The following is an 11,680-nucleotide window of genomic DNA, read 5'->3' as shown; positions in this document are numbered from 1 at the left end:
TCGGCCCGCCAGAAAAACTGATCCCGTACGCTGGCTCCGTGCTGAAGCAGCCGCAACGCCGGACCGAACCGCTCGACCCGCCGATGGTGCCGTTCGCCCTCGCCGGGATGGCGGGCTGGGCGATCGCCGGAGTCGTGCTGCTGTTCTTCCGCGACCAGCTGGTGGAAACCGGTCGCGAGGGCTGGCTCTGGACCTGTCTGGCTGGGTTCCTGTTGGGCCTGCCCGGTCTCGCCGTGATGATGCGGCACGACTCGCACCGACGTCGCCGCCGCGCCGGTCACTGACCCACGTCGACGATCACCTCACGGTTGGCCATTCGACTCCGCCACCTTGGCAGCCTCCGCCACCTCGGCCGACGGGTCGGCCTCGCGCACCGACACGGCCTCCACCGCGCTGTCGTCGTAGACGGTTGGTAGCTCCTCGGCGGGGGTCTCGGGGTTCCCGGCCAGAATCTCCGAGTGCGCACCGCAGCCGTGATCGGCGCTGACCACACGGCCGTCATCCGGAGCGAAGAGGTTGCCGCAGGCGCCAAAGGACTGGCACAGCGCCCCGGCGAGCGGCAGATAGAAGCCGCAGGTCCCGCAGCGGGCAGCCACCGGAGCGGCGGTGGCGATCGGTGCGGTCGGCCCGTGGTCGCCGTCGTACCACCGTTGGGCGGCTTCGCCGCGCCCCTCCCGGGACATCACCCGCGCCCGGCCGAGACCCAACTCCCAGGCGGCCTCCTCGACCGCCGGGTCGTCGGAGAGCAGGTAACCGGGCTGCAGCCGGTCGTCGTCGGGTGGGCTGGGCAGCAGGTCACCCGGGCCGAGGTCACCGGGCTGCAGCCGCTCCTGCCAGGGCAGCCAGCCCGGGGCGAGCAACGCATCCGGCCCGGGCAGCAACACGGCCTCGCACACGGTGACCGTGCGACTGCGGGGCACCCGGGTGACGGTGACAGCCCAGCGCCAGCCGCGATAGCCCGCGAGCCGACACTCGAAGTAATGCGTGACGAGGCGATCACCTTCGACAACGGTCTGGAGATGGTCGCCGACATCCGCCGGGTCAACTTCGGTGATGGCGTCGCGAGCGACCTCGACGGCGGCGGCACAGACCTGGTCGAGACGGGGGGCACGAGCGGAGGCGGACCTGGTCACCCGACCATTGTTCCCCATGCGTGGGACCACCTGACAGGGACTCCCCGAACCAAACACGGCAGTGGTGGCGCGCACACCGGGCTGATGGGTGAGACTGGTGCACATGCCGTCCTCCCTCCACCCCGAGCGCTCCTTCCTCGGGTGGACTGTCGGCACCGGCGTCAAGGCCGTTCGCATGCTGCTGCGCGGTTCGGTCAACAGCGGCCGCTGGATGACCCGGTCAGTGGGGCAGGCCCGCGCCCGAGGCGCCGGCCGGGAAGCCGGCATGATCCGCCTCTTCGACCTGCACGCGCTCTCCTGCGCCGGGGACACCCTGATCGCAATCGGTCTGGCTGGGACGATCTTCTTCAACGTGCCGCTCGGAGAGGCGCGCAGCAAGGTCGCGCTCTACCTGCTGGTAACCATGATCCCGTTCGCCCTCCTCGCCCCGGTGGTCGGCCCGCTGCTTGATCACTTCCGGCACGGCCGGCGGTACGCCCTGGCCACCAGCATGCTCGGACGGGCGTTCCTGGCGTGGCTGATCTCTGACTACATCCACGGCTTCGGCCTGTACCCGGCGGCCTTCGGAGTGCTGGCACTCTCCCGCGCGTACGGCGTTGCCCGGTCGGCTGCCGTACCCCGGCTCCTCCCGGACGGGCTCGGGCTCTCCCAGATCGGGGCCAGAGCCAGCGTGTACGGCACGATAGCCGGCGCCCTGCTCGCACCGATCGGCCTGGCCGCCTTCTGGTTCGGTCCGCAGTGGCCACTCCGGGTCGCATCGGTGATCTTCCTGGTCGGCATGGTCATCGCCCTGCGACTGCCACCCAAGGCGGACTCGGAGCCGCCCGAACGGGTACCGCGCCCGCTGCGGGCGCTCCGACGAAGTTCCAGCGACCGCCCCCTCGGCCGGGGTGGTCCGCACGGCCGACTGGTCATCGCCACCCTGATCGGCGCCGCCACGCTGCGCGCGGTCTACGGCTTCCTGCTGCTCTTCCTGGCCTTCGCGATCAAGGCCGGCGACCTGACCACCGTTGTCTTCGGCCGGGACCTGAGCGACGAGGCCGCCCTCGGGCTAGTCGGCGGGGCGCTGGCGATCGGCAGCTTCCTGGCCACCGCGATCGGCACCCGGCTACGGATCCATCGCCCGGCAGCGCTGCAGTCCAGCGGCATGGTGATCATCGCTGGGGTGGCCGTCCTCGCCACGCTCAAGTTCTCGCTGTTGATGGTCGCCCTGCTCTGCCTGGTCACCGCACTGACCAGCGGCATCGCCAAACTCGCGGTGGACGCCTCGATCCAGGAGCGCATCCCCGAACGGCTGCGGGCCAGCTCGTTCGCCCACTCGGAGACGGCGCTGATGCTCGCCTTCGTCGCCGGCGGCGGGTTGGGTCTCGTCCCGTTCGACGGCCGGCTCGGCATCGCCGTCTCCGCCGGGGTCGCGACGCTCGCCACCGCCCGCGGCATCCTGGTCGCGGGCCGGCTGCGGGCGGAACGGCTGGCTGGCCGGCCGTTGGCGGATGACGAAGTTACCCAGGACGAGTCGCCCCTGACCGAGCCCGCTGCCGACGACCCGACCCCCACCTCGCCCGCCCCGAGACCCGGCACCGGGGGCGACGATGACCCGGCACCACCTGGTTTCCACCTCTACCGCCCGTCGTCGGCGGTGGGCGGGCCGGGCAGTAGCGATGAGGAGCGCCGTCCGGGGCCGATCCCGTGACCGGGGTCCTGGTCGTCACCGCGGTTCCCGCCGAGGCCGAGGCCGTTCGTGCGGGGCGGGGACAAGCGGTCACCGTAGCGCCGGTCGGGGTCGGTCCGGCGGTGGCCGGGGCCGGCACCGCCCGGCTACTGGCCCTAGCGGAGGCCGCTGGCCGCCCGTACCGCCTGGTCGTCAGCGCGGGCGTGGCGGGCGGCTTCCCGGACCGGGTCGAGGTCGGCGGGACGGTCGTCGGCACCAGTGCGATCGCCGCCGACCTGGGCGCCGACTCCCCGGCGGGCTTCATCCCCGTGGACCAGCTCGGGATGCCGGCCGAGTTGCTGGGCGCCGGCCCCGCCATCACCGCGGACCCGAACCTGGTCGCCGCCCTCCGGGCCGCGCTTCCGGCCGCCGCGGTGGGTCCGGTGCTGACGGTCAGCACGGTCACTGGAACGGTCGCCGGGACCGAGGCGCTCCTCCGCCGGCACCCCGACGCGGTGGCCGAGGCCATGGAGGGCTACGGGGTGGCCGTCGCCGCCGCGCAAGCCGGCCTACCCTTCGTCGAATTACGCACCATCTCCAATCCGGTCGGGCCCCGCGACCGGGACGCCTGGCGCCTCCGGGAGGCTCTCGCCGCCCTCACCGAGGTCGCCGCGGCCCTGCCCGGCTGAGGGCCCGGTCGAAGCTGGTCGGGCCGGCGATTGCCGGTCGGGGAGATCGAACCGCAGCGCCAGCAGCAACCCGTCACGCTGCTGTTGATAGCCGCACGCGAGTAGAAATCCGACGCCGTTGCCGCGCGCGACCGCGTGCACGCTCCGCAGGCCGGCTCGGCTCATCTCGGCGCGGAGTAGCGCGATCAACCGGCGGCCGATGCCCATCTCGCGTAGCCGGGGCGCGACGACGACCCCATCCAGGACGAGCGACCGCAGACCACCCAGGTCGTACCCGAGGAGGAGGTCGTCGCTCTGCTCGTGCGCCCGCAACTCGCCCACTCGACGCCCGTCCGGCAGTTCGGCGACCAGCAGCCATGAACTCTCCGGTAGCCCGTCTCGTAGCCGATGTACCCGCAGGGCGTCGGGAAGCCACTGACGCAGCCGCCGATCATCCCGGCGCCGGCGATCCAGGTCGTAGGTGTAATCCGGCACCCGGAGCGGCCAGCGTTCCGGTGGCAGCGAGTACCAGTACGCCCACCACGCCCCCGGCCAGTCCGCAAGGGTGCGGACCCGGCGCACGTCCAGGTGGGCAGGGAAGCGACGTCCGCCCTCGTCGCGCGCCGCTCCGCCAGGGTCGCCGCCGAGGCGCTCAGCGGTTCCGGGTGAACGGGCGACGAGCTCAACACCGACAGCATGGAACAGGCGCTCGACCGTCCGCAGCCGCGGGTCCGCCCCGGGCTGCGACTCAATTCGCGCCAACGTGCTCTTTGGTACGCCCGAACGCTCTGCCAGCTCGCGCTGGCTCAGATCGGCCCGACGGCGCAGGGCACGCAGCGTGGCGCCGAGGTCGAGCCGCGCCGCAGGGTGGAGGCCGGAGCGCACCTCGGGCTGGAGGCCGGAGCACACCTCGGGCTGGAGGCCGGACCACACCTCGGGCTGGAGGCGGGAGCACACCTCGGGCTGGGAAGACACGGGACGATGCTCCCGGGCACGGGCGCGGGCTTCAACGGGCCCGTAAACCTGTGGATAAAGCTGTGGACAAAGAGCATCGAAGTTCAGGCGCGCGGCGGTTCGGCGGAGAGGTAGCTTGACCCGACCGCCAGACCGGTGGGTGGTGGAGCAGGGAAACCGGGGGCAATAAGGCATCCCGGAGCTGTCGAGCTGCCCCAGCAGCGAGACCAACGGCGACGACACTCCACAGCTGTACGGCGCTGCGGCCACCAAACCCAGACCCACCTGCCGCCCAGCGGCACACGCACCCGCCGCCGCACGCACGCCCGCCGCCCCATTCGCGCGCCGCCGTACGCACCCGCTGCCGCACGCACCAACCGACACACGCCCCCGCTGCCGCACCGCACGGCGGACGCCCCCAAATCCGCTGAAAACCGACCTTTCCTGCTTCCCATCGACGGGGCAGCTCGACAGCAAGGCACCGCCAATCCACCCTCGGGCCGCACCCCGGACCGGTACCCCATTCTGGACAAAACTAGCCATATCAACGCCTTTTATCACTATGTTAGGCGTCTAGCGATTAAAACCTTCCCATTCTTACCAAATACCGAAACACCTGGTAAAGCATGATGAATGCTGACACCGCCAGAAACGACAACCGTCACCTATCGATTTAAGTCGAATGCCGAGTTCCACTCCCCTCGATGAGCCACCTCGCCTACCTGCGAAAACCGCAGGGCCGGCCTGCAACAAGGCCCGACAGCACTCGATCGAGCGAGCCGGGTACAGCCACGTCCACTGGACCGCCAACCTTGGCCATTGCCATCGGTCCGACCTCCGCGCAGCCCTGGACAACGGTGAAATTTCTGGCATCCAGGGTGTATGTATCATCGTTGCCCAAGTCAGCCAGGGCAGCCCAGCGTCCGCAACGTCGAAATCAAGGTGCCTACATCTCGATTCGATACTGCAGGAAGCCGACCGGGAAGGTGATTCAAGCCCGACTGGGCAATGCAAGTGAGCAACCAAATCATGCTCGCCCAAATCAGAAACCTCTGACGGCGAGAAACCTTGGGGAGAACAGGAAGCCGTGCCTCGCTTTATTGCATACGTAAGAAGCGCCTCAACACTGATGGGCTACTTCGCGGGTGCCTTGATGTATTTCGCATACGCTTTTCCGAATCAGGACTGGCTAAATCCCAGCCTGGCGATAACGGTTTTCGTAGGCATCTTTCTTCCATACTACTCCCGCATCAGCAACAAGATAGATGAATGGCTGTGCTTTAAAACAGCCTTCGTCACACCGGGCCGACTGGGACGATTCTTGGCTCAGTGGCTCTTCAACCTGGGAGTTTTCTATGTGTTTCTTCACGGTAACGTTATCGCGTTAGCCGACGCTGACGCACTGGGCGGTATATGGGGCATTTCGCTCCTGACCACCGCCGCGTCCCAGGGAATTCAGTACGTCGCCATCACCTTGGCTAATCGGGAGATAGGCAACGTTAACCGCAACGTCGCGTGGGGACTCGCATCCAACATCGTAGTAACTGCGGTAGCGGCTGTCGGTGTGGGCTGGATGCGACCGGTCTTCATCCTCTCCGGACTACTCTTCGGCGGGCTGGTGATTGGCATCGGAATTCTCTCCGATATTCGATCGGTACGTCCACGCACCGGAGGCGTGGGTATCTTCTTTGGCACTTTCAACCCGTTCCATAACACCCACCTTGCCATAGTCAAACAGGCACTCAGTGAGCGAAAACTGGATAAGATCATTATCCACTCCACCATTATTCCGAAGCTTCACGCAGATGCACTGAGTAAGGGTGAAATCACTATTGCGGAGCGCCACAACGGCATGCGGGTGTACGGCCGGACCGAAAAAGCCGACGTCCACGTGAACTACTTCCCCACGGGGAACAAGTTTTACGAATTCGAGACACGAAAGCAAATGATGCAGTGGGCGGTCAAGGAGGAAGGGCTGGCGGACAAGGTGGAGGTACTGTCGTTCCCGGACACGTACCTGAACAGTGGCTTCTACGGCGTGATCCGGAAGATACGGGAGCAGAATCCAGGTAAACGACTACACGGTATCCACGGCAGCGACCTTGGTGGAATGTGGATCAGGCGAATCTACGACGAAGCCGGTTGGCTCTACCCCTATTCGGTTCGCCGTGTGGATCAGGTCTCGGCAACAGCTATCCGCAACGGAAAACAGGGCACCGCGCCCCGGGTGATCGAAGACATTCTTCGCTCCTTCCGCGAAGCCGAAACCACCGTACGGGTGGGAGAACGCGTCTTCCTGATACGCGATGGCCTGCTTGAGGAGAGGGTGGAAGTTTCGTCGTGACCGCCCTTCCTGACAAAACAGCGGGAGACGAGCTGCTCATCAAAATGGTGGAGAATGAGGAGGAGAAGCAAAAAGCCTTCCTGGTTCGCGCCATTGTATACATGCACGAGCAGAATTGTCCGTACCAGGAGGAGTTCGACCTCAACGACTACTCCGCGACCCACATAGTCGGACTACTGGGAGAAGAGCCGGTGCTCGCGGCCCGGATCCGCTACCTGCCAGATACGGCCAAATTCGAACGTGTGGCCATACGCACCAAATACCGAGGAAGAGGGTACGGGCACCAGCTCTTCCGCTTCATGATTGACTTTAGCAGGCAAAAAGGGTACGACCGCCTCTATCTGCATGCCCAGTCTCGATTGCAGCAATTCTACGAAGGCTACGACTTTCACACCGTCGGAAGCCCTTTCGTGTTCTCAGATCATGAGTACGTAGAAATGCTTTCGGAGCGGACCGAACCGGAGCCGCCAGCCCAAGCAACGAGTCCAACTGCATATATCGGCTCAGATCCGATGCGGTTGAACCGCCCAGAAGGGCGACTTGACCAGCCCGGGCCATTGGATGATTCGTTAGCTCGGTTAGAAGAGTCAACCGACTCAGAACGCGCTACCGCCCACGTCCAGCCATCACCATTCAAGGCGAACCTTGTTGCAAGCCTACCGGGTGACATCGGGCACAGCTAAAGGTCCGCTCGAACAACGAAAGCGTTGAGAGGTAAAAGAGCGTAGCTCCCGGTCGGGACAGCGGTTTGCCGAATCACTGTCCCGACCGGGAGACTCTGCCCAGGCTACAACGGCTGCACCTCGCCCGAACGCGAATTTCTGACATCCTTCCAATCCATGGAAAATCGACAGTGACGCACGCGGCCACTGCGCGTCTTGGTACCGTGTTTGAAGGCGATGAAAACTCACCGCCGTCGATATTTCTATCTCCGCGGAAACCCGGAGGCTGTCAGTGACCACGACAATGGAGTCGGCGGGTCATCATGCTGTCGCCGGCTATGCCAATTTTCTGGTGTGGCAATGGTCGAGATCGTTATAGGTGACCCAACCGCACCTTCCCGCAGGGCGGACGGCTTTCGAAGCCTCTTTGACGGGGACCGGTCACTGCGTGGCGGTAGGGGTGTCGAGGTAGGCGACATCCGGCGAGTTCGACGCGATGTTTACGCGGTAGCCCCAACGTCGGAGGGCCTGGGCCATCTTCGCCACTCCGGCTGGGTTGGCGGAGTGGATGTTGATCACACCCACATCGAACGGTCGACCGTCGAAGGCAGCGCGCTCCAGAACCTCGGCAACCGGCCAGATCGTGTCATCCTCGCCGAGGTCATGATCAAGCCATAGCTCGTCCAGCCGTTGATCGTGGCAACGCTCGAGCAGTTCCACGCCGGCTGTACTGGTACGGGCCACGTCCGCACTGCGGCCGTCAACGAATGAGCGTAGGGGCGTCGGCGATCTTGGCTGCTCCTTTGCCTTTGACCTGCTTGTTTTCTCCCCGTCGGTAGCGCGAGCTGGCCGACCGCCCACCATGTGCCCACAAAGGGCAGTCCTGCCCACAGCCCTCCGTCAGGCCGACTCGGAGGAAAGTTCCAGTCCGGCGGGGCGCATCGCATCCTCGTGCATCAGCCGCCCCGTTTCCGCAATGATGCGGTTAACGGCCCACACGTCCTCCAAGCCGGTCGCGTACCCGCCGATGGCGCACATCACCGTCGTGGCCTGGCTTCCGATCCGAAGCCCTCCCGAGATGACCACTTCTCTGTGACTCTTGCTCAATTCGGTCATGGCGAGGGCGAACGGAGTGCCACTCCTGTAACGAGCCGTGTACGTGACCCCAGGTGGAGGTGTGGGCATCGACGAATCCTCCAACGCCATCGCATCGCCTGCCCCTACTAGAATCCGGGCCTCCTCGAACGCGACGTGAGCGCGTTGCAGGAACTTGGCGTAGACCAGGCGCTTCTCGGCGGCCAAGCTCACAGCCAGGCTGATCGCGCCTTGGGCCTTGGTGAGGTCGATCTGATGCCGCCTGCCTGAGGAGGCAGTCCAGACGGTGCCCGCTACACCGGCGACGCCAACCACAGCGGTTGTGACGGGTCCAAGCCACTCCCATGCCATCCCGCCATCATGATGTTTAGACACAAGCTCAGCACGATAGGTGATCATCCGAGCGCATCGCCGATCTTGTCGTTCATGGTGTCGTCTCCCCCGTCGATGCAGTTGGCGTAGACCCGAAGCAGGACGGCGACGCCGTGGCCCAGGCTCCGGGCGACCTCGGTGGGGGCGGGACGCCGGCATTCAGCCAGAGCGAGGCCGCCGCATGCCGCAGGTCGTAGGGCCGGCGGACGAGCGGCGAGACGACGTGAGTTTCGGTCAGCGCCCTCTCTCGGGCCAGCTTCCACCACCGGTCGTAGACCGACTCGGAGAGCTGCCCGCCGTCTGCGGTAGACCGCCTGGTGCTGCCGGTCATGGCCGACGACTCCTCGCGCCGGAGGATCCAGAACGCGTTCTCCTTGATTTACGGCCTGAAGCTGCCGTCTGACATCTACGCGACCTACGCCTTCGCCCCCCGGCTCCAGAACGCCGGCCGTACGCTGCCGAAGGTGCACGTGATCGCGAAGAACCGGCTGACGCAGTACATGGGCCCAGCCTCCGCCTATGCAGCGGTGCTGCGCTCGATCACGGTCGACGTGAAGAAGCTCATGGCGAGCCACTCGGAGATCTCACGTTCGACGACATCGACAACGGCTTGGTCGACATCCGGGACTTCCAGACGACCGGGGTGGTGGCGTTCGCGCGCGGGTGCCCGCTCTACGCCCTCAACTCCGGGAAGTTGGATGTCATGGGACACCGCGTGACTGTCTACGAGGACTACAAACTCAACTGCGTCGAGGCTATGGACAAGCTGACCGCGAGGCTCTAGCTACCCGCCCCGCTCGACGACGCGAATACGACACGACCCGCGAGATCGAGCGGGCTGAAGCGGGACTGAGTGAGACTCACGAAAGAGGCCCCTGACCGGCGTTTGCGCTGGTCAGGGGCCTCTTTTCGCACCTGGTGGCGGGTGAAGGATTCGAACCTTCGAAGCTTTCGCGACGGATTTACAGAGCGCCACGAACAAGCCGTTGACCTGCGAAAACGCCGTTCAGCCCGAGCATGACGACGCAGACACGACGACAAGGCTCAACCAGAGCGTTCCAGGCTAGATCGGCTTCTCCCCCTTAAGCGCCGGTCCGACGTCAACCAGATGGGCGTTCGGGACGAAGCCGCAACTTCCCTGGCCTGCAAAGTTAAGCCCGGTTAGCTGAACCGCCTTGGCCCGCTGAAGCGCGAGACGGCGGCAATCCTCGCTCAGGTGCCGAGTCGCCCCTGATCTCGTAATCTGCTGCGGATGCTGCCGATATAGCCAGGTCACCTTATCTACGTTGCAACCGTCTCCGATCTCAGACAAGGCGGCAAACATTGCGATATCCTCATCCCCTGGCAACCCAACCCATCCGCCAATAGCGCGAAGCGACAATGCTCTGAGCATTAGCCCTGCGCAATGGATCGGCCAATTTCCGCCATGCGACGCAGCCCATCGATTTACGCTTCCCGCCGGAACTGTCCCATACTCAAGGGCGGAATCCCATGGAACTCTGGAACCGTCCGGCATCAGGTCATCAGCTTGCCCAACAGCCCAATGAATGCGATTGTCATCAAAAGCTGGCATGAGCGCGCCGAGCGCGCCAGGCAACAGAACGTCATCCGAATCGAGTACCTGAATCAGATCACCTGACGCCCGGGAGAGGGCAAGGTTTCGCGTCGCCGCTGCACCCAACTGAACGCCGTTCGCCTCATACAGAACTGATTTTACGGTGGCGAACTCATGCGCCAGAGATGGCGCTGCACCGTCTTCCTGAACGACCCACTCAAGCTGCCAACCAGCAGGAAGTTCTTGCTGCTCAACACCGGCGATCGTTTCCTTCAGGTACGCCGCACCCGGCGCGTAAGCGGCTGTAATAATCGATAGGGTCGGCACGCTACTCCCACCTTTTGAGTTGATGGCTATACCGGACAGCCGTACGGTCGGCCGGATAGGTTGAGTCGGCAACCTCCACTACCCGTCCGAGAGTGTCCACGGATCGACTACGCAGACAGAGCAGCGGCACCCCCGGGTCCATGCCCCAATCCTGACGCTGACGAGTGGTTGGCTGAAGCGCAATTATTGAGTTGTCAAGCCGGTCGATCTCTATACCGACGGTGTGCAGTTGATGCCAGTGCCCACCTGGCCATGGCTCGTTCTTCTCGTCTAGCAGCTCTGGGTTCTGCTCGACTAGCGCAACGGGCACATGTGAAACACTTGAGAGGACTAAGCGACCACTATCCCTGTTTACGGTTCGATAGGAACGCCTGAGTAGCTCTGTGCCAACCTTCACATCGAACTCTGTAGCCAACTCATGATCCGCCTGCACCCTTGAATACGTTGCAGTGAATCTAGTTTGGTTGATTGGCATACCGAGAGCCAACTCTACGGCACCCGTCGCTGCGCGCTCTTCTTCAGACTTAAGCGCCAGATCTTTCTGCGTTTGGGCGGCTTCCGGGCTGATCGAGATAGCAAGCTCACTGCGGGTGGGGGGAATTCGCACCCGAGCTCGCGCCCCTCGGCTACTGGTGATGCGACCTTCACCCAGCAAGATCGCGATTGCTTCGCGGACTGTGCCGTCAGCACAACCCCAACGCTCCTGAAGTTGTCGGACCGACGGCAGCGACTGCCCTGGCGCGTACTCGCCGGACGCGATTCGCGCTCGAAGATCGTCGGCAATCTGGTCATGCAAGGGGACGGTACCCAGCGTTCGATCTGGCTGCATTTGTCGGATGCTACCAGCAGGTTCGGGACCTCGGTAGCGAAGTGCTTGCGCACTGGGCCACCATGCCCTAACGTACTCCTCACCTCGGTA

The 11,680-nt window shown here is 64.7% G+C and carries 12 protein-coding genes; 6 read left to right on the top strand and 6 right to left on the bottom strand.

Annotated elements, in window-relative coordinates; all coding sequences use genetic code 11:
- The first annotated feature begins 38 nt into the window (after positions 1-38).
- A complete protein-coding gene (locus SALPAC2_RS0119135; protein WP_018218247.1) occupies positions 39-284 on the top strand; it encodes a DUF2530 domain-containing protein in 246 nt (81 codons plus the stop codon).
- An 18-nt stretch (positions 285-302) separates the two neighbouring features.
- On the opposite strand, the gene SALPAC2_RS0119130 is transcribed toward SALPAC2_RS0119135, so the two are convergent.
- Entirely contained in the window at positions 303-1,151 is an 849-nt protein-coding gene (locus SALPAC2_RS0119130; RefSeq protein ID WP_018218246.1) for a DUF3027 domain-containing protein, read from the bottom strand.
- Positions 1,152-1,236: 85 nt separating this feature from the next.
- Between SALPAC2_RS0119130 and SALPAC2_RS0119125 the strand changes: the two genes are divergently transcribed.
- A complete protein-coding gene (locus SALPAC2_RS0119125; protein ID WP_018218245.1) occupies positions 1,237-2,826 on the top strand; it encodes an MFS transporter in 1,590 nt (529 codons plus the stop codon).
- Positions 2,823-3,473 carry a futalosine hydrolase gene (locus tag SALPAC2_RS0119120; RefSeq protein ID WP_018218244.1) on the top strand — a complete coding sequence of 217 codons (651 nt, stop codon included), beginning with the start codon at positions 2,823-2,825 and terminating at the stop codon, positions 3,471-3,473. Before SALPAC2_RS0119125 ends, SALPAC2_RS0119120 begins: the two co-directional genes overlap by 4 nt.
- On the opposite strand, the gene SALPAC2_RS25080 is transcribed toward SALPAC2_RS0119120, so the two are convergent.
- On the bottom strand, positions 3,369-4,427 hold the full coding sequence (locus SALPAC2_RS25080; RefSeq protein WP_223874075.1) for a GNAT family N-acetyltransferase: 1,059 nt from the start codon (positions 4,425-4,427) through the stop codon (positions 3,369-3,371). The genes SALPAC2_RS0119120 and SALPAC2_RS25080 overlap by 105 nt on opposite strands.
- Positions 4,428-5,535: 1,108 nt before the next feature.
- On the opposite strand from SALPAC2_RS25080, the gene SALPAC2_RS0119110 reads away from it, so the two are divergent.
- Both SALPAC2_RS0119110 and SALPAC2_RS26430 read left to right on the top strand, forming a co-directional pair.
- Positions 5,536-6,750, top strand: coding sequence for a hypothetical protein (locus SALPAC2_RS0119110; protein ID WP_223874076.1), 1,215 nt, complete (start codon positions 5,536-5,538; stop codon positions 6,748-6,750).
- Positions 6,747-7,433, top strand: coding sequence for a GNAT family N-acetyltransferase (locus SALPAC2_RS26430; RefSeq protein ID WP_080636954.1), 687 nt, complete (start codon positions 6,747-6,749; stop codon positions 7,431-7,433). The genes SALPAC2_RS0119110 and SALPAC2_RS26430 overlap by 4 nt, the downstream gene beginning before the upstream one ends.
- Positions 7,434-7,853: 420 nt before the next feature.
- On the opposite strand, the gene SALPAC2_RS25070 is transcribed toward SALPAC2_RS26430, so the two are convergent.
- Together SALPAC2_RS25070 and SALPAC2_RS0119100 are read right to left on the bottom strand one after the other, a co-directional pair.
- On the bottom strand, positions 7,854-8,156 hold the full coding sequence (locus SALPAC2_RS25070) for a cyclic-phosphate processing receiver domain-containing protein (RefSeq protein ID WP_050563132.1): 303 nt from the start codon (positions 8,154-8,156) through the stop codon (positions 7,854-7,856).
- 156 nt (positions 8,157-8,312) lie between these two features.
- On the bottom strand, positions 8,313-8,858 hold the full coding sequence (locus SALPAC2_RS0119100; RefSeq protein WP_033661798.1) for a hypothetical protein: 546 nt from the start codon (positions 8,856-8,858) through the stop codon (positions 8,313-8,315).
- A 350-nt stretch (positions 8,859-9,208) separates the two neighbouring features.
- On the opposite strand from SALPAC2_RS0119100, the gene SALPAC2_RS26420 reads away from it, so the two are divergent.
- Complete coding sequence (locus tag SALPAC2_RS26420) at positions 9,209-9,598, top strand: hypothetical protein (RefSeq protein ID WP_223874077.1); 390 nt, start codon at positions 9,209-9,211, stop codon at positions 9,596-9,598.
- A 344-nt stretch (positions 9,599-9,942) separates the two neighbouring features.
- On the opposite strand, the gene SALPAC2_RS26415 is transcribed toward SALPAC2_RS26420, so the two are convergent.
- Both SALPAC2_RS26415 and SALPAC2_RS26410 read right to left on the bottom strand, forming a co-directional pair.
- Positions 9,943-10,761, bottom strand: coding sequence for a glycosyltransferase family 2 protein (locus SALPAC2_RS26415; protein ID WP_080636953.1), 819 nt, complete (start codon positions 10,759-10,761; stop codon positions 9,943-9,945).
- Position 10,762: 1 nt separating this feature from the next.
- Positions 10,763-11,590, bottom strand: coding sequence for a GntR family transcriptional regulator (locus SALPAC2_RS26410; protein WP_080636952.1), 828 nt, complete (start codon positions 11,588-11,590; stop codon positions 10,763-10,765).
- Positions 11,591-11,680: the final 90 nt, after the last annotated feature.

This window comes from Salinispora vitiensis, assembly GCF_000378825.1.
GTDB classification, from domain to species: Bacteria; Actinomycetota; Actinomycetes; order Mycobacteriales; family Micromonosporaceae; genus Micromonospora; species Micromonospora vitiensis.
Note: the sequence above shows the minus strand (reverse complement) of the source record. Positions and strands in the feature narration are given on the sequence as shown.

Excerpts from the sequence above, each read along its gene's own strand:
- SALPAC2_RS0119130 (WP_018218246.1), bottom strand. The coding sequence starts at position 1,151 with ATGGGGAACAATGGTCGGGTGACCAGGTCCGCCTCCGCTCGTGCCCCC.
- SALPAC2_RS0119125 (WP_018218245.1), top strand. The coding sequence starts at position 1,237 with ATGCCGTCCTCCCTCCACCCCGAGCGCTCCTTCCTCGGGTGGACTGTC.
- SALPAC2_RS0119110 (WP_223874076.1), top strand. The coding sequence starts at position 5,536 with ATGGGCTACTTCGCGGGTGCCTTGATGTATTTCGCATACGCTTTTCCG.
- SALPAC2_RS0119100 (WP_033661798.1), bottom strand. The coding sequence starts at position 8,858 with ATGGCATGGGAGTGGCTTGGACCCGTCACAACCGCTGTGGTTGGCGTC.
- SALPAC2_RS26420 (WP_223874077.1), top strand. The coding sequence starts at position 9,209 with ATGGCCGACGACTCCTCGCGCCGGAGGATCCAGAACGCGTTCTCCTTG.
- SALPAC2_RS26410 (WP_080636952.1), bottom strand. The coding sequence starts at position 11,590 with ATGCAGCCAGATCGAACGCTGGGTACCGTCCCCTTGCATGACCAGATT.